We start from the raw sequence: 16,221 nt of genomic DNA on the forward strand, positions 1-16,221 counted from the left end.
GTCACCAAAGAAGCAACATCCAGTGTTCAATGACGCGGGGAAAACGCTGGGTGGCTCCTGGTGTCAGGGTATTCCGGAGACCTGGCGGCAGTATAGGAGGATCACATTCTGATTACAATTCCCCTACAATCTCTTTGGTCACATTTAAGCTGAACAGTGATCCCCCTCACGAATTTCACATTTCATACATTTTTAATTATCTGATTTGACAAAAGTTCAACAATTCGGTTACAAACAAACGCATTAAAGCCCTATGATGCACAAAAGTTATGGGGATACACTTTCCCCTAAGCTGAAGTTATGTAACATTGCCACTGTGAGCATTACAAAGCATCAGGTTATTGGTTACCAAGAAGTTATGTCGTGACAGGATCTTTAACATCCGCGATTTGCAGCATGTCATGCCCGGACGCCACTGGCCCAAACACATCGTTCGCTCTGTACTCTACCCTGCACGACAAACATGACCGCAGAGTGATACTGTGAAGATTGTGGTTTTATGCAACATGATGGCGGTTTAGGTGTCTAAGATCCTTACCTACCAAGGCGCTATGGAGACGAAAAATGACAGATAAAAAAGTGACGCTAACCCTACAAGACAATACGCCTGTTGAACTGGATGTGATGAAAGGCACGCTGGGACAGGATGTCGTTGATGTCCGCGCTCTCGGATCTAAAGGCCTGTTTACCTTCGACCCCGGCTTCACGTCTACAGCGTCATGCGAATCCAAAATCACCTTTATAGATGGTGATGAAGGTATTTTGTTACATCGCGGTTTCCCAATTGATCAACTGGCAACAAACTCAAACTACCTGGAAGTGTGTTACATCCTGCTCAATGGCGAAGCGCCAACCCAGGAGCAGTACGAAGAATTCCGCACCACCGTTACCCGCCACACCATGATCCACGAGCAAATCACCCGCCTGTTCCACGGTTTCCGTCGTGACTCTCATCCGATGGCGGTGATGTGTGGTGTGACCGGTGCGCTGGCGGCGTTTTATCATGACTCGCTGGACGTGAATATTGAGCGCCACCGTGAAATCGCTGCGTTCCGTCTGCTGTCAAAAATGCCGACCATGGCGGCGATGTGCTACAAATACTCCATCGGTCAGCCGTTCGTTTATCCGCGCAATGACCTCTCCTACGCCGGTAACTTCCTGCACATGATGTTCGCCACACCGTGCGAAGAGTACAAAGTTAACCCGGTGCTGGAACGCGCAATGGATCGTATTCTGATTCTGCACGCCGACCACGAGCAGAACGCCTCGACTTCTACCGTGCGTACCGCGGGTTCATCAGGCGCTAACCCGTTTGCCTGTATCGCAGCCGGTATCGCCTCCCTGTGGGGACCGGCACACGGCGGTGCTAACGAAGCGACACTGCGTATGCTGGAAGAGATCAGCACCGTCGATCACATCCCGGAATTTGTCCGTCGTGCGAAAGACAAGAACGATTCGTTCCGTCTGATGGGCTTCGGTCACCGCGTGTATAAGAACTATGACCCGCGTGCCACCGTGATGCGTGAAACCTGCCACGAAGTGCTGAACGAGCTGGGTATGAAAGATGACCTGCTGGAAGTGGCGATGGAGCTGGAACATATCGCGCTGAACGACCCGTACTTTATCGAGCGCAAACTCTATCCGAACGTTGATTTCTACTCAGGCATTATTCTGAAAGCGATGGGTATTCCATCTTCGATGTTCACCGTGATCTTCGCCATGGCGCGTACCGTTGGCTGGATTGCCCACTGGAAAGAGATGCACGACGAAGGCATGAAGATTGCCCGTCCGCGTCAGCTGTACACCGGTTATACCGAGCGCCCTTTCACCTCCGCGCTGAAAAAATAAGTGTCAGGGCGGGTTATCCCGCCCTTGTTATTTCTGGCATCCCGGACACCAGTAAAATGGCCGTGATGACAACACGCCCTTCTCAATCACCGCACCACAGCGCCGACAGGCTTTCCCCTGTCGATGAAAAACCTCAAAGCGGAACGACGCTTCTTCATGATACTTCTTCATGCTGCCACGCATCTGATACGAGAGACGCGGCACCGCCAGCATCGCTTCACTCAGCGCGCGTAGCTGTGCGGCATCCAGATCCTGGGCGCGATGTTGTGCCAGCAGCTGTGCATGCCACAAAATTTCTACCCGCAGATAATTTCCCAACCCAGCGAGAAAACCCTGGTCGAGCAGCAGACCACTGAATTGCCGCCGCCGAAAACGTGGTGACAACAGCCGCTGTTGTACTTCATCGACAGTCAGGCTGGCATCCAGTACATCTGGTCCGACACGTTGCAGGAAAGGATGCGCTGCCAGTGTTTCGGCATTAAGCAGCTCAATATCCGAGGCGCTGTAGAGCAAGATGGTCTGGTCGGCATTCGCCAGCCGCACGCGTAACTGACGCGTGGTTTGCGGTTCGGTACCGGTGGGCACCACACGCCACACACCATACAACTGGTTATGGCTATACAGCGTCAGACCATTTGAAAAATGGGTGAGTAGCGCCTTACCACGCGTTTCAATAGTGGTGACGGTCTCCCCCAGCAAAGCGGGTTCATAGGTTTTCAACTGCGGAAAGGCAAACCACACATCGGTGAGCGGTTTGCCCGTCATCGCCGCTGCCAGTTGATCCGCCGCACGGCGGATCTCCGGTCCTTCAGGCATGACCTCTCCTGTTTAATGCGTCGCGCCACCGGCGACGCGCAGATCCTGATCAACGCTGAGTGTCACCTGCAATGCAATCTCCAGCGCCTGAATCACGCTGGCAGCCGACATACTCGGTGCACCGGGATGGCTTACCGCCTGCTCAGGCAAATAAGGAATATGGATAAAACCGCCGCGTGCTTGACTCTGGTTGGTTTCCAGCCAGTGCAGCAGACGGTACATCACATGATTACAGGTGAAAGTGCCTGCGGTCTGCGATACCGAAGCCGGGATGCCCGCCTCGCGTACCGCAGCCACAATGGCTTTGATTGGCAGGCGGGAGAAGTACGCGGCTGGCCCTTCGGCAACAATCGGCTGGTCAATCGGTTGCTGCCCGTCGTTATCGGGAATGCGCGCATCATCCACATTGATTGCCACCCGTTCCACGGTGATATCGCTGCGTCCACCCGCCTGGCCGATGCACAGAATGCGGTCCGGTTGCAGTTCATCCAAAGCCTCGGCCAGCACAGCACCACAGCGGCTGAACACCACCGGCAACTGGCGCACCACCACGCGTGCGCCCTTGATCACCTTACCATCGAAGGATCGTACCGCTTCCCATGAGGGATTGATGCTTTCGCCTTCAAAAGGCTCAAACGCGGTCATTAATACCGTTTTCATTGCATCCTCACAAAAACATCATGAACCACAGCAGGAAAATATTGACCACCAACAGTAGCACACCGGTCGGCACCTGAGCCTTGATCACCGCATTGCGGTCCGGCAGCTCCAGCAGACGTGCCGGGACGAGGTTAAAGTTGGCCGCCATCGGTGTCATCAGCGTGCCGCAATAACCAGAGAACATGCCAATCGCCGCCATCACCGCCGGATTACCGTGATGTTGCAGCACCAGAATCGGGATACCGATCCCGGCGGTGACAATCGGAAACGCGGCAAAGGCGTTGCCCATCACCATGGTCAGCAGCGCCATGCCGATGGCATACACCGCCACCGCGACAAAACGGTTATCCACCGCCAGATATGTTTCGGTCAGATGCGATATCGCGTTACCCACACCGGCGCTGGTAAACAGCAAGCCGAGTGTGGCGAGGATCTGTGGCAGGATAAAGGCCCAGCCCACCGCATCCAGTAAGCGACGCGTCTCCTGCATCGACTGCGCCGGTTTTTCATGGGTCATTTTCAATGCCACCAGCCAGCCAATCAGGCAGCCCAGCATCATCGAGAACAGGGTAATCAGCGTTGAATGATTACCGGCACCAAACACCGCCTGCTGCAGACCAGGAAGATTGTTGAACGCCAGCACGCCAATCACGGTCACCACCGGAATCGCCAGTGCGGGCAGGAACAGCTTGTTACCGAGACGTTTGGCACTGGCCTGTTTTTCTGCGTCGCTGCGCTGGTGATAACTGCCGAGGCGCACCCCGCCAAATCCGGCGATCAGTGCCATCACCACCACGGCGATACCCACGCCAATATGCAGCCAGCGCTGGCCCTGTTCGGCATTCCCTGCCAGATGGCCCATCAGTTGATAAGCGCCATCACCAATCAGGAAAATCAGGCCATACAGCGCCCAGAACAGCCCGGTAGTGAGACGGCGTGGATTGGCGTGATCCCGCCACGAGAAGACGGCAACAACCAGCAGAATAATGCCTGCCAGCCACATCAGATATTGTTGCTGGAACATCATTGCTCTCCTTTCGCCTGCAACGCCTGATGATTCAGCGTGCCCAGTTCACGCGCCAGCTGACGATCGAGACGGATCAGGCGGGCGGAGTGAATCAGGAAGGCACAAATCGCCGTCGGAATGCCCCATACCGCGATATGCAGCGGTTCGGTCTGGATGCCCGCCGACTGCTGCATAAAGTTGTGCATAAAGATGATGGCACCAAAGGCGACGAAGATATCCTCGCCAAAGAATAAACCGACGTTGTCAGTCGCTGCCGACATGGCACGCAGACGATGACGTACCTCCGGCGACACCTCGCCATAGCGGTTTTCCGTCGCCCCTTCCGCCATCGGTGCCAACAGCGGACGGACCATTTGCGGATGACCACCGAGGCTGGTCAGTCCCAGCGCGGCCGTGATTTCACGGACGAACAGGTAGACGATCAGCAAACGTCCTGCAGTGGCTGTTTTGATCTGGGCGATCCAGGTTTGCGCCCGCTCTTTCAGACCGTGCCGCTCCAGCAGGCCGATAACAGCCAGCGGCAACAGTAGAATCAGTGGCAAGTTACGGGTATTCAGGAACCCGGATCCCAGTTTTTCTAAAATGTCAGCCAGCGGCATATGCGCCGACAGCCCGGTAACAAAACCGGCAACAATCACCACCAGCACCGGATTGAACCGCAGCACAAAGCCGAGCACGATGGTCGCAATACCCAGTAGCGGCCAGAGATTCACCACGCTTTCCATGTTTTCTCCCCTTGTCAGAAAATAAAAAGCCCGGCGTAAAGCCGGGCAATCCATCAAAACTTATGCGCTGGTTACGGTGATTTGCTGGGTAGCAAATGCCGCGCGCAACGCATGAGCAAATTGCAGCGCGTGCGCACCGTCGCCATGCAGGCAAACGGTTTGCGCGTTCACCGCTACCCAGTCGCCACTGATGCTTTGTACTTTACGCTGTTGCACCATGGTTAGCGTCTGGGCGATCGCCTGAGCGCTGTCCTCGATCAGTGCCCCCGGCTGGCTGCGAGGCACCAGCGCCCCACTGGCCTGATAGCCACGATCGGCAAACACTTCTTCCCGGGTTTGCAGGCCATAATGCGCCGCCGCACGAATCGACTCGCTGCCCGCCAGCCCCACCAGAATCAGGCGCGCATCCACCGCTTTTACCGCCCGCGCAATAGTATCCGCCAGCAGCGGATCGGCCGCCGCCTGGTTATACAGCATGCCGTGCGGCTTGACGTGTACCAGCCGTTCGCCTTCGCTTTCTGCCAGGCTTTTCAGTGCGCCAACCTGATAAATCATCTGCGCGTAGACCGTCTCCGCAGGCAGCTGCATGGCGGTGCGGCCAAAGTTTTCCCGATCAGGAAAACTGGGATGCGCGCCAATCGCGACGCCTGCCGCTTTCGCCCAGCGCACCGATTGCAGCATGGTGACGGCATCACCCGCATGGAAACCACAGGCGATGTTGGCGGAGCTGACCAGTTGCAGCAGTTCCTGATCGCTGCCACTGCCCTCACCGAGGTCGGCGTTGAGATCAATCTTCATGTGAGAGTCCCCAGGTCATTTGATCAAATACACGTTGTTGCTGCTGCTTCGCCTGCATGGCTTCTTCCAGCGTACAGTGGACAAAATGGATCGGTTCGCCGAGACGAATTTGCGCCAGATGGTAGAGATCGGCTTCGATAATGCAGGCAATACGCGGATAGCCTCCGGTCGTCTGCGCATCGGCCATCAATACGATGGGTTGCCCATTGGGCGGCACCTGTACCACACCCGGCACCAGTCCGTGCGACAGCAAATCACGCGTGGTTTTACGATGTAATGTGCGCCCCTGCAAACGGTAACCCATACGGTTACTTTGCGGGCTGAGCTTCCACGCACTGCGCCAGAATCCTTCCTGCGCTTCGCGGGTGAATTCATTATATTCCGGGCCAGGCAAGGCACGCAGACGGTTCCCCCACAGCAACTGACGTACCCCAGCCTCACGGTTGAAACTGCGCGTAGCTTTACCCAACGGCAGCTGATCGCCATCCTGTAACCTACGTCCGGCAAAACCGCCAAACCCGGCTTTCAGATCGGTACTGGCGGAACCCAGCATCTCCGGCACAGCAAAGCCACCATTGACCGCCAGATAACTGCGCATCCCATGTACCGGCATCGACAAGCTGAGCACCTGCCCTTTTTTCACCGGCAAACGCCAGCCGGTCCAGACCGCTTTGCCATCCAGTTCCGCGTTGCAGCCCGCTCCGGTCAGAGCAAACCAGCCATCACGATGGAACTGTGCTTTAAACTGCCCCAGCACAATCTCCAGCACTGCGCTGTTTTGATCGTTACCCACCAGCATGTTGGCGGTACGCATCGCTGGTTGATCCAGAGCGCCACTGACGCTAACGCCAAACTGTCGCCAGCCGTTGCGGCCCTGGTCCTGCAATGAGGTCATCAATCCGGCGCGTAGAATTTTTAACATACGCCCTCCTTTTGCGGCACGAAGCGCACGTTATCACCGGGGCGTAACAGCGTGGGGGGTTGCAGCTGAGGATCGAACAGGCTGATGGACGTTTGTCCCAGCAACTGCCAGCCACCGGGGGTTGCCAGCGGATAAACGCCGGTTTGACTGCCGCCGATGCCCACCGATCCCGCCGGGACGATGACGCGAGGTTCTGCCCGACGCGGCGTGTGTAAGCGGCTGTCGAGACCGCCGAGATAGGGGAATCCTGGCTGAAAGCCAATGAAATAAACCACGTATGCGCTGCTGCTGTGCAGCTCAACCACCTGGCGTGGCGTCATACCGGCATGATCGGCGACCACCTGGAGATCTGGCCCCATGTCACCACCATAAATTACCGGGATCTCCACCAGACGCGATTCCGGCAGTTGCGCTTCACTCTCTTCCCACCAGCGTTGCAGCTTCTCGATCGCATCCAGCGCATTGCGTTGCGGATCGCGCAGCAGCAGCGTCAGATTATTCATGCCAGGGATCACTTCCGACACCGTGTCATTACCCTGTAACCGCTGGCACAATCCCCAGATGCGTTGCTGGCTGGCTAAGGAAACCGGGGGTTCCAGTTCCAATACCACCGCGCGTTCACCCAGCAGATAACAACGTGCTCGTTGCAAAACCCACCTCCTGATTCACTTTCTCACGGGCAGCCAGCCCATGATGCTAATGATTTAAAGGCCATCAGTTATGCGAAAGTGTCAGAGATGTGTCAACCGATTTGCGCCCTCAGCCGCAGCTAAGGGCGTAACAGATGAAAAATCAGGCAGGATTATCGATATCGATAAAGGTCACGTCGAGGCCATAGCTTTGCGCCAGCCACTCACCCAGCGCCTTGATACCGCCGCGTTCGGTAGCATGATGTCCGGCGGCAAAAAAATGTAATCCCTGCTCACGCGCGCTGTGAATGGTTTGCTCCGATACTTCGCCAGTGATAAAGGCATCAACGCCAAAAGCCGCCGCACTATCAATAAAACCCTGGCCGCCGCCGCTACACCAGGCGATGCGTTTGATTTTCTCTGGCGCATTATCACCGCAGTGCAGCGGCGTGCGCCCAAGCGCCTGGGTGATGCGCTGCGCCAGTGCCTCACCGCTCAGCGGTTCTGCCAGCTCTCCCCAGGGCACCAGCGGCATGATTTCACCCTTCACCTCAATATCAAACAATCGCGCCAGCTGCGCGTTGTTGCCGAGATGGGGGTGCGCATCAAGCGGCAGATGCCAGCCATAGAGATTGATATCATTGGCCAGTAACGTGCGCAGACGCTGGCGCTTCATCCCTTTAATCACCGGGGCTTCGCTTTTCCAGAAGTAACCGTGATGCACCAACACTGCATCGGCATTACGTTGTACCGCTTCGTCCAGCAAAGCCTGACAGGCGGTGACACCGGTAATAATGGTTTTCACCTCAGCCCGCCCTTCCACCTGCAACCCGTTTGGCGCGTAGTCGCTGAAGGCGCTGGTGTTCAGCTGCTGGTTAACGATGTGTTCTAATTCGACATGATTCATAATGGCTCCCTGACCCATCAGGCCGCGCTGCGCGCGCGCTCGAAGGCGTCCAGTGTCTTTTTACGTGCGTCCTTATGTTCCACGATTGGCTCAGGATAATCGAGCGTCTTGTTATTTTTCTGCGCCCAGACGTGCGGCTGATGGATATGCGCATCAGGCACACTTTCCAGCTCGGGGAGCCACTGACGAATAAACTCTCCCTTTTTATCGAAACGCTCACCCTGGGTGGTGGGATTAAAAATGCGGAAATAAGGTGCAGCATCGGTGCCGGTAGATGCCGCCCACTGCCAGCCACCGTTATTGGCAGCCAGATCGCCATCCATCAGCTGTTGCATAAAGTAACGTTCACCTTCATGCCAGTCGATCAACAGGTCCTTCACCAGAAAGCTGGCAACAATCATCCTCAGCCGGTTATGCATCCAGCCCAACGCATTGAGCTGACGCATGGCGGCATCGACAATCGGGTAGCCGGTTTTGCCCTGCTGCCAGGCGGAAAAATGGGTTTGATTCTCCTGCCAGCGTACGTTACGCGTCCAGCCAACAAACGGCTGATGCTTACACAGCGCCGGAAACGCCACCATCAGATGGCGGTAAAATTCACGCCAGATTAATTCATTCAGCCAGACGAAGGCTTTCCCGCCATCAAGAACATCCGGGTGCTGTTTCAGGATGCGATGCAGACACTGACGCGGCGACAACACGCCTGTCGCCAGATACACCGACAACCTGCTGGTGCCATCCACCGCCGGTTTATCACGCTCGGTTGCATAGTCCACCACTGATTGCTGCGCAAAATGACGCAACTGCTTAAGGGCGGCCTCCTCGCCTGGCGGGAACAGATCTTCATCGATCGCTTCCATCGGATAATCGAAGGCGGGTATTTTTTTTCCGGCGTAGACTGGCGCGCCTTCACGCGCGCGGGGGGCCATATGGCACTCGGGTAGTCCCTGATGCAGGCGATGGACAAACGCTTTGCTGAACGGGGTAAACACTTTAAACATGGTGTTGTTGCCGGTCTGCACGCTGCCTGGCGGCAACAGCAAGCTGTCATCAAAACCCTGACAAATCACGCCCTGATCGTCGAGACGCTTTTCCGCCGCCGCATCACGCTGACGTTCGTTGATTTCGTACTGGTAGTTATAAAACAGCTGATCAACCTTGTGCTGCTGGCAGAAATCCGCCAGATAATCCACCGATGCGGCAAAATCGTCACATTGATGGTAATGCAGCTTGATGCCACGTTCCGCCAGCGACGCCTGCAACAGACACAGGCTGTGATAAATAAACGTCGCCTGTTTAGGGGCCATATGATGCTGCTGCCACTGGCCCGGCGTCGCGATAAACAACGCAATAACCTGGGCTTTAGCGTCGCGGCAGGCAGCATACAAGGCACTGTTGTCATTGATGCGTAAATCGTTACGCAGCCAGACGAGATGGGTGGTCATAATACTCCTGACATTATTGGCCATAGCGCAGTCGCAGCGCTTCCGGGTAGGGATCAAAATAACGCTGCTGGGTCAGCCACGGATGCGGGAACTCGGCCATGTAGTGTTTCAGCATGGTGATGGGTGCCAGTAACGGCTGCACCCCGCGACGGTAGCGGTCAATCAATTGCGCCAGTTCCTGACGCTGCGGCGAGGTCAGCTGGCGACGGAAATAGCCCTGCACATGCATCAGCACATTGGTATGGTTGCGCCGGGTCGATTGATGCGTCAGCAGTTGCATCAGGCGATTGCGGTATTCAAAGGCGTAATCGTCCAGTGAATCCCACTGATCCATCTTCGCCACAAAACGCCCCAGTTCACGGTATTCATCCTGAGAATGGGACAGCAACAGCAGCTTGTAACGGCTGTGGAATGCCATCAGTTGATAACGCGTCAGGCCGTTGCGCCACATTTGATTGAATTCGTGCAAGGCATACACACGCCCGATAAAGTTTTCACGGATGTGGGGGTCATGGAGCCGCCCATCTTCTTCCAGCGGTAACCAGGGTAATTCACGCTGCAGAAACGCAGCGAAAACGCCGGTGCCCGCCTTGCGATTGTTATTGGTTTCCGGCTCATACACCCGCACCCGTTCCAGGCCACAACTGGGTGATTTGGCACACAGAATATAGCCACAAAGGTGATGCAACGATTTCACCCGCTGAGCTGACCATTGCGCCATTTCATCAGTGACTTCATCCCCACCCTCTTTACTAAAACAAAGATGCACCTGTGCGTCCTCATCTTTTACCAGGCGCAACGCCGGGCGTGGCGTGGGGAGGCCAATCGCCATTTCAGGGCAGACCGGTTCAAAATGTACAAATGGGGCGAGTTCGTCGGTCGCAAAGGCAAAGCGCTTATGGCCGCCATCGAAACGAACGCTATCCCCGAGCAGGCAGGCACTGATACCGACAGGAATTTTCTCGCGCATAGTTGTACAACCTCTGAAATTTTGTAGAGGTTTTAAGTGTAGCTGAAATGCACGCTGAACACAGCGTCAGCACTGCGTTGAATGGAAAATTGAGACAAAAAAACCCGGTGCTTCAGGGAAGACACCGGGTCTGTCTGCTGCGGAGCAGCGTTACCAGAAAATACCGCCTGCCGCTTCAGATTGTGCCAGCCACACTGGCTTAGCACTGGTTTTGCACCACATACGATGCAGATAGCTGTAAAAACGTGCGCGATCGGCACGGAACAGCATCACGGGGAGCGCCAGCACGCCCAGTAACACCACCAGCGCACGGCGCAGCACAACTTTGTAGAGCGGATATGCCTGATACATGATTGCCTCCTGGTGAGTAATAGAAAATGTGATCTGACACGAATATTACGCCTGGTTGTGTAATTTTACTACTCATCCGACCACTTTTTTGATCTTTTTTTGTCCATTTTATCACCGGGCTGAAATTAAGTTACATAAGTGTAAATTTTAAGTTCTCACTGGGTAACAAACTCCAACGCGGACGTCAGAACGATTTATTGCTACAGTGAGCTGTTATCCATTTTTTGCCGCAGGAGTTCATGTGACCACCATCTTGATCGTCGAAGATGAAAAGGAGATTCGCCGTTTCGTGCGCCTGGCGCTGGAAGGCGAAGGGTTAAAGATTGTGGAAGCTGAGCAGTTGCAGCGTGGTTTGATCGAAGCCGCAACACGCAAGCCTGACCTGGTGATCCTGGATTTGGGTCTGCCTGATGGTGATGGCAATGATTTTATCCGCGAAGTGCGCCAGTGGAGCAGCATGCCGGTGATTGTGTTATCAGCACGTACCGATGAACAGGATAAGATCGATGCGCTGGATGCCGGTGCCGATGACTATCTCACTAAACCTTTTGGTATCGGCGAATTGCTGGCACGCGTCCGCGTGGCATTGCGCCGTCATCAGAACAACCAACCCGAGCCGGTCTTGAATTTTGGTGATGTCAGTGTCGATATTGCGGCACGGCGCGTTTTACGCGCTGGTGAGGAAGTCCATCTGACCCCGACAGAATTTCGCCTGCTCAGCCTGCTGCTGAATAATGCCGGTAAGGTTTTGACGCAACGCCAGTTGCTGAACCAGGTGTGGGGACCGAATGCGGTGGAACATAGCCATTATCTGCGTATTTATATGGGGCATTTGCGCCAGAAGCTGGAAGCCAATCCCACTCAGCCAAACCATTTACTGACCGAGACCGGTATTGGGTATCGATTTATGCCGTAAAAATGTGTGTTAATCCGCAAATGTTAATCATTAGGGATGACCCGCATAATTTTCACTGCGATATTTGAGTTTCCTCAGTTAGTCGTAGCGACGCGATTTATCGCGCGTTTTACAACACCGCATAAAACAGCGCGATAAATCGCGCCGCTACGTTACGAGCATTATGAAATAAATAGGGAGATTTAAATGAATAATGTTTTTCTTAAAATAGATGGACTAATGGGAGAGTCAAAGGACTCCGCACATCAGGGCTGGATTGATGTTGGCACTTACTCATGGGGTGTAAGAAGAAAAGGTGATACACCGGGATCAGGTGCAACAAATTATCATCATCTCACCGTACATTGCCAGGCAGACAAAGCGACCGCTGGCGCGCTTATGTATGCTTCAAATGGTAATAAGATAAAGAAAGTAGAAATATCAACATGCAAGGCTGGTGGAAGTCAGATGGAATATTATCGAATTACACTGGAGAGCGTCATCATCATCGAGGTACTTTTGAATGAAAGTGGTTCAATGACAGACGTTGAATATGAATTCCAGGCTGACAGGGTCAAATTCCAGTACTGGGAGCAATGTGCTTCAGGAGTGAAAGGTGCGGAGACCCGTATGGGGTGGAATATAAAAGAATCGGCATCGTATTTCTGATTCATTAGTATATGTACCTTGGCAGTTGCTTGCTTATTCGGCAACTATCAAATAAAAACTTTTTTCATGCTAGGGATAAACATTATCAAAAAAAATTTTCTCTTTTAGATACTCTGACGATAAGCATCTGTTCCTTGTAGCGATTTCAGCATCAGTATTTAGCGATTCATATATTTCTATCGTGCATTTTTTTTGAATAGTTGATTCCCATGATTTTTTTAGATCAAGAATGGCTTTTTTCCTCTCCGGGGTATTCTTTATCTGATTTTCAATGGACTTATTTGCCTCTTTTCGGGCAGCTTCCATTTTTTCAAATGATCTATCATTAATCTCCTGAAGTTGTTCTATTTCTATTTGCGATCCCGCCGAATGGCACAAAACGGAATAGAAAAATAAAAAAATAAAAAGCGCATTAATTTTTTTCATAATAATCAACTCTTCTTATGAACCTGTCAGTGGACACATCTGGCCAAAGTGCCCGATTAGATATCACTTTACCAAAACCTTCCATGTCACCTAAATATGCAAAACGCTGTATCAGTTCTCTACTGTGTGGTGTATAGTCACCTCTGTAACGTAAGTCTATTAAGACATCTTTAATTTTCAACGGTATGACTCTCCATGCCTCATCAGCTTGCACCTCAGGGTCAGGATGATGTTTCATTATAGTTACTCTATTCTTACAAATCCTCTCCACATCTTTTTTTAACCACTCATAAACAATTTTAAATAAAGACAATTGCTGAGATTCTGATATTTCGCCTATCTTATCTCTATTCCTGATAACAAATTCATGTGCAGTACATCCTTTTAGACCTGCTCCATCAGAGATAAGCTCTGCCTGCTCTTTATTTACCCCAGACTTTTTAAGCACTATTAGTACATTTATTTTTGTTCTATCTCCCAAATCAAAACCTCGGCCAATTGTTACTCCAGATGAATTTCTCCTACATGAAGACGATATCCCGGGCTAATGTATTTTCCTTGAGTAATCTCTGCTGGTTTTAACATTGTTACCTTCGGCGCGAAATGTCAGCAATCCTTCCTCTGGTTCAAGCATGATGTCCTATCCTGCAACCTGAAATGTGGACCTCACCTTAGCGTGTCGATTTGGTGAAGTGAACTGTGTCCTCCACGGTGAAATTACCAATAAAAAAGGGTTCATGATCAACATGAACCCTTCTGCATCAACCATTAGCTGATCAATAAAAACTGCAAGAGCGGCAATATATTGTATGCCTGATCCTGTATCGCTTACGCGTTCTTCAGCACTTCACTGACAATCTCTACCGCTTCTTTCTCGATCAACTGACGATGCTCAGCACCAAGGAAGCTTTCACAGTAGATTTTGTAGGCATCTTCGGTGCCTGACGGACGAGCAGCGAACCAGCCATTTTCCGTCATCACTTTCAGGCCACCAATCGCCGCGCCGTTACCGGGTGCCGCCGTCAGGCGCGCGGTAATCGGGTCACCTGCCAGGGTATCGGCACTGACCATTTCCGGAGACAGTTTCGACAGCGCTGCTTTCTGTGCCGACGTTGCTGAGGCCTGCAAACGGTTGTAGCTCGGTGCACCAAAACGCGCAGCCAGCTCATCATAATGCTGCTGCGGGTTTTTACCGGTTACCGCCGTAATTTCTGCGGCCAGCAGGCACATGATGATGCCGTCTTTATCCGTGGACCAGGCTGTGCCATCGAAACGCAGGAAAGATGCCCCGGCGCTCTCTTCACCGCCGAAACCAAAGCTGCCATCAAACAGGCCATCAACAAACCACTTAAAGCCAACCGGTACTTCCACCAGCTTGCGGCCAATATCGTTCACCACACGGTCAATCATCGCACTGGACACCAGAGTTTTACCCACGGCGACATCTTTGCCCCATTGCGGACGATGCTGGAACAGGTAGTTGATCGCTACCGCCAGATAGTGGTTTGGATTCATCAGACCAGCCGGAGTCACGATACCGTGGCGGTCATAATCCGGGTCGTTACCGAATGCCAGGTCGAATTTGTCGCGGTAAGCCAGCAGGCCAGCCATGGCGCATTCTGACGAGCAGTCCATACGCACTACGCCATCTTTATCCAGATGCATAAAGCGGAACGTCTGATCGATCGCATCGTTAACGATGGTGATGTCCAGCTTGTAGTGCTCGGCAATACGTTGCCAGTAGGCCATGCCGGAACCGCCAAGCGGATCCACACCAATTTTCAGGCCCGCTTTCTGAATCGCCTGGAAGTCAATCACCTGCGCCAGACCTGCCACATATGGCTGAATCAGATCCTGTTCAACGATATGACCGCTGGCCCACGCCTGATCCAGTGGCAGACGCTTCACCTCTTTCAATCCACCTTTCATCAGCTGGTTAGCACGATCTTCCACCACTTTAGTGACGTTAGTATCGGCCGGACCACCATTTGGCGGGTTGTATTTGATGCCACCATCTTCCGGTGGGTTGTGCGACGGTGTGATAACAATGCCATCAGCCTGGGCACCACCACGTTTGTTGTGCTCCAGGATGGCGTTAGAAATCGCCGGCGTCGGCGTATAACCGTTGTCCTGCTGCACAATCACATCCACGCCGTTAGCCGCCAGTACTTCCAGTACAGACAGAATCGCCGGTTCAGACAGCGCATGCGTGTCTTTACCGACATAGCACGGGCCAGTGATGCCGTTCTTTTTACGTTCTTCCGCAATCGCCTGAGCAATCGCCAGAATGTGCATTTCGTTGAAGCTCTGACGTCCTGCGCTACCACGATGGCCGGAGGTGCCAAATTTCACCGCATGTTCCGGATTAGCCACATCAGGCTGCAAAACGTAGTACTGAGAGGTTAATTGTGCAACGTTAATCAAATCGCTCTGCTGGGCGGGTTGCCCGGCACGGGGGTGATTGGCCATTGGCGCTTCTCCCTGACGCTTCAGTTTAAATGGTGCCGCAAACTTTCTCTGTCAGTTCCGGTGGGAACTGCATGGCTAACATGATGTGCTCCACCATGCTGCATTTGCGACCAGTATTGGTATTGGTGATCACCCAATACGGCGTGCCGGGCACGTGCTTCGGCTTAGTATGGGTGCCATTTTGCAACAGCGTATGCTCGTCACCCGCGAAATAAACACGGGTACGCCCCTGCAGTGACGCAGTGGCCTCAGCAAAGGCTGCGGGATCAAGACGATAGAGCGTTGACAAGACCAGCATGAAGCGGTTAACCGCCTTTTTTTGCTCCGCATACTCATCGGAAAGTAGCAGTTCACGTACCGCGCGAACGCGATCCTGCGGGCGCGGTTCGCTGCGCACTGGCTGTGATTCTTTTGCTACAGCCTGAGCCACAGCAGGGGTTGCAGGGGCACTCTGACCGGCAGTGAACTTCAGCATGCGGCGCAAAATTTCGGAGGCGCTTTCGCCAATGTGCTGGGTGTGGCTGGCAATATAACGGTAGAGTTCTTCGTCAACTTCAATCGTTTTCATCTTTTTCCGTACGATTCTGGCAAATGACAGAACCACGCATTTCTGCAAAGGCCTTAGCAAAATCCTGCCGTGCAAAATGTGAGCGGGTTCTAACAT

The 16,221-nt window shown here is 53.3% G+C and carries 18 protein-coding genes; 3 read left to right on the plus strand and 15 right to left on the minus strand.

Going from position 1 to position 16,221, the window contains the following annotated elements:
- Positions 1 to 564 precede the first annotated feature (564 nt).
- A complete protein-coding gene (locus tag RCF31_RS07265; RefSeq protein ID WP_299454755.1) occupies positions 565 to 1,848 on the plus strand; it encodes a citrate synthase in 1,284 nt (427 codons plus the stop codon).
- 27 nt (positions 1,849 to 1,875) lie between these two features.
- Here the strand turns inward: RCF31_RS07265 and nei are convergent, their stop codons facing one another.
- From nei to RCF31_RS07320, 11 genes are all read right to left on the minus strand, one after another.
- On the minus strand, positions 1,876 to 2,664 hold the full coding sequence (gene nei / locus RCF31_RS07270) for an endonuclease VIII (protein WP_416412950.1): 789 nt from the start codon (positions 2,662 to 2,664) through the stop codon (positions 1,876 to 1,878).
- A 12-nt stretch (positions 2,665 to 2,676) separates the two neighbouring features.
- Positions 2,677 to 3,324 carry a pyroglutamyl-peptidase I gene (gene pcp / locus RCF31_RS07275; RefSeq protein ID WP_299454761.1) on the minus strand — a complete coding sequence of 216 codons (648 nt, stop codon included), beginning with the start codon at positions 3,322 to 3,324 and terminating at the stop codon, positions 2,677 to 2,679.
- 7 nt (positions 3,325 to 3,331) lie between these two features.
- Positions 3,332 to 4,351: a DUF979 domain-containing protein gene (locus tag RCF31_RS07280; protein WP_299454764.1), complete on the minus strand. Its 1,020-nt coding sequence runs from the start codon at positions 4,349 to 4,351 to the stop codon at positions 3,332 to 3,334.
- The gene (locus tag RCF31_RS07285) at positions 4,348 to 5,076 is read right to left on the minus strand and encodes a DUF969 domain-containing protein (protein ID WP_416412951.1); all 729 of its coding nucleotides are present in this window, start codon (positions 5,074 to 5,076) and stop codon (positions 4,348 to 4,350) included. The genes RCF31_RS07280 and RCF31_RS07285 overlap by 4 nt, the downstream gene beginning before the upstream one ends.
- A 60-nt stretch (positions 5,077 to 5,136) precedes the next feature.
- On the minus strand, positions 5,137 to 5,874 hold the full coding sequence (pxpA, locus tag RCF31_RS07290) for a 5-oxoprolinase subunit PxpA (RefSeq protein ID WP_084873510.1): 738 nt from the start codon (positions 5,872 to 5,874) through the stop codon (positions 5,137 to 5,139).
- Complete coding sequence (gene pxpC / locus RCF31_RS07295) at positions 5,864 to 6,796, minus strand: 5-oxoprolinase subunit PxpC (protein WP_416412952.1); 933 nt, start codon at positions 6,794 to 6,796, stop codon at positions 5,864 to 5,866. The genes pxpA and pxpC overlap by 11 nt, the downstream gene beginning before the upstream one ends.
- The gene (gene pxpB, locus RCF31_RS07300; RefSeq protein WP_416412953.1) at positions 6,790 to 7,446 is read right to left on the minus strand and encodes a 5-oxoprolinase subunit PxpB; all 657 of its coding nucleotides are present in this window, start codon (positions 7,444 to 7,446) and stop codon (positions 6,790 to 6,792) included. The genes pxpC and pxpB overlap by 7 nt, the downstream gene beginning before the upstream one ends.
- 142 nt (positions 7,447 to 7,588) lie before the next feature.
- Positions 7,589 to 8,332 (minus strand): type 2 GTP cyclohydrolase I, encoded by a 744-nt coding sequence (locus RCF31_RS07305; RefSeq protein ID WP_299454775.1) that lies wholly within the window; start codon positions 8,330 to 8,332, stop codon positions 7,589 to 7,591.
- 17 nt (positions 8,333 to 8,349) lie between these two features.
- A complete protein-coding gene (phrB, locus tag RCF31_RS07310) occupies positions 8,350 to 9,777 on the minus strand; it encodes a deoxyribodipyrimidine photo-lyase (protein WP_416412954.1) in 1,428 nt (475 codons plus the stop codon).
- Between the two features lie 13 nt (positions 9,778 to 9,790).
- Positions 9,791 to 10,747 carry a YbgA family protein gene (locus tag RCF31_RS07315; RefSeq protein ID WP_416412955.1) on the minus strand — a complete coding sequence of 319 codons (957 nt, stop codon included), beginning with the start codon at positions 10,745 to 10,747 and terminating at the stop codon, positions 9,791 to 9,793.
- Positions 10,748 to 10,897: 150 nt separating this feature from the next.
- Entirely contained in the window at positions 10,898 to 11,098 is a 201-nt protein-coding gene (locus RCF31_RS07320) for a DUF2517 family protein (RefSeq protein ID WP_208714325.1), read from the minus strand.
- Positions 11,099 to 11,339: 241 nt separating this feature from the next.
- Here RCF31_RS07320 and kdpE point away from each other — a divergent pair, with 241 nt between their 5' ends.
- Positions 11,340 to 12,014: a two-component system response regulator KdpE gene (gene kdpE / locus RCF31_RS07325; protein WP_299454789.1), complete on the plus strand. Its 675-nt coding sequence runs from the start codon at positions 11,340 to 11,342 to the stop codon at positions 12,012 to 12,014.
- A 186-nt stretch (positions 12,015 to 12,200) separates the two neighbouring features.
- Positions 12,201 to 12,662: an Hcp family type VI secretion system effector gene (locus RCF31_RS07330; protein ID WP_416412956.1), complete on the plus strand. Its 462-nt coding sequence runs from the start codon at positions 12,201 to 12,203 to the stop codon at positions 12,660 to 12,662.
- 69 nt (positions 12,663 to 12,731) lie between these two features.
- Here the strand turns inward: RCF31_RS07330 and RCF31_RS07335 are convergent, their stop codons facing one another.
- The 4 genes from RCF31_RS07335 to seqA form a co-directional block, all read right to left on the minus strand.
- Positions 12,732 to 13,088 carry a hypothetical protein gene (locus tag RCF31_RS07335; RefSeq protein ID WP_416412957.1) on the minus strand — a complete coding sequence of 119 codons (357 nt, stop codon included), beginning with the start codon at positions 13,086 to 13,088 and terminating at the stop codon, positions 12,732 to 12,734.
- On the minus strand, positions 13,075 to 13,569 hold the full coding sequence (locus tag RCF31_RS07340; RefSeq protein WP_416412958.1) for a hypothetical protein: 495 nt from the start codon (positions 13,567 to 13,569) through the stop codon (positions 13,075 to 13,077). Before RCF31_RS07340 ends, RCF31_RS07335 begins: the two co-directional genes overlap by 14 nt.
- A gap of 347 nt (positions 13,570 to 13,916) precedes the next feature.
- Positions 13,917 to 15,557: a phosphoglucomutase (alpha-D-glucose-1,6-bisphosphate-dependent) gene (gene pgm / locus RCF31_RS07345; RefSeq protein ID WP_416412959.1), complete on the minus strand. Its 1,641-nt coding sequence runs from the start codon at positions 15,555 to 15,557 to the stop codon at positions 13,917 to 13,919.
- 25 nt (positions 15,558 to 15,582) lie between these two features.
- Entirely contained in the window at positions 15,583 to 16,125 is a 543-nt protein-coding gene (gene seqA / locus RCF31_RS07350) for a replication initiation negative regulator SeqA (RefSeq protein ID WP_416412960.1), read from the minus strand.
- Positions 16,126 to 16,221: the final 96 nt, after the last annotated feature.

It is taken from the genome of Pantoea sp. App145, from assembly GCF_047947045.1.
Taxonomy (GTDB): domain Bacteria; phylum Pseudomonadota; class Gammaproteobacteria; order Enterobacterales; family Enterobacteriaceae; genus Pantoea.

Excerpts from the sequence above, each read along its gene's own strand:
- RCF31_RS07280 (WP_299454764.1), bottom strand. The coding sequence starts at position 4,351 with ATGATGTTCCAGCAACAATATCTGATGTGGCTGGCAGGCATTATTCTG.
- RCF31_RS07265 (WP_299454755.1), top strand. The coding sequence starts at position 565 with ATGACAGATAAAAAAGTGACGCTAACCCTACAAGACAATACGCCTGTT.
- RCF31_RS07320 (WP_208714325.1), bottom strand. The coding sequence starts at position 11,098 with ATGTATCAGGCATATCCGCTCTACAAAGTTGTGCTGCGCCGTGCGCTG.
- pgm (WP_416412959.1), bottom strand. The coding sequence starts at position 15,557 with ATGGCCAATCACCCCCGTGCCGGGCAACCCGCCCAGCAGAGCGATTTG.
- RCF31_RS07305 (WP_299454775.1), bottom strand. The coding sequence starts at position 8,332 with ATGAATCATGTCGAATTAGAACACATCGTTAACCAGCAGCTGAACACC.
- nei (WP_416412950.1), bottom strand. The coding sequence starts at position 2,664 with ATGCCTGAAGGACCGGAGATCCGCCGTGCGGCGGATCAACTGGCAGCG.
- RCF31_RS07285 (WP_416412951.1), bottom strand. The coding sequence starts at position 5,076 with ATGGAAAGCGTGGTGAATCTCTGGCCGCTACTGGGTATTGCGACCATC.
- RCF31_RS07335 (WP_416412957.1), bottom strand. The coding sequence starts at position 13,088 with ATGAAAAAAATTAATGCGCTTTTTATTTTTTTATTTTTCTATTCCGTT.
- pcp (WP_299454761.1), bottom strand. The coding sequence starts at position 3,324 with ATGAAAACGGTATTAATGACCGCGTTTGAGCCTTTTGAAGGCGAAAGC.
- pxpA (WP_084873510.1), bottom strand. The coding sequence starts at position 5,874 with ATGAAGATTGATCTCAACGCCGACCTCGGTGAGGGCAGTGGCAGCGAT.
- pxpC (WP_416412952.1), bottom strand. The coding sequence starts at position 6,796 with ATGTTAAAAATTCTACGCGCCGGATTGATGACCTCATTGCAGGACCAG.
- RCF31_RS07330 (WP_416412956.1), top strand. The coding sequence starts at position 12,201 with ATGAATAATGTTTTTCTTAAAATAGATGGACTAATGGGAGAGTCAAAG.
- RCF31_RS07315 (WP_416412955.1), bottom strand. The coding sequence starts at position 10,747 with ATGCGCGAGAAAATTCCTGTCGGTATCAGTGCCTGCCTGCTCGGGGAT.
- seqA (WP_416412960.1), bottom strand. The coding sequence starts at position 16,125 with ATGAAAACGATTGAAGTTGACGAAGAACTCTACCGTTATATTGCCAGC.
- phrB (WP_416412954.1), bottom strand. The coding sequence starts at position 9,777 with ATGACCACCCATCTCGTCTGGCTGCGTAACGATTTACGCATCAATGAC.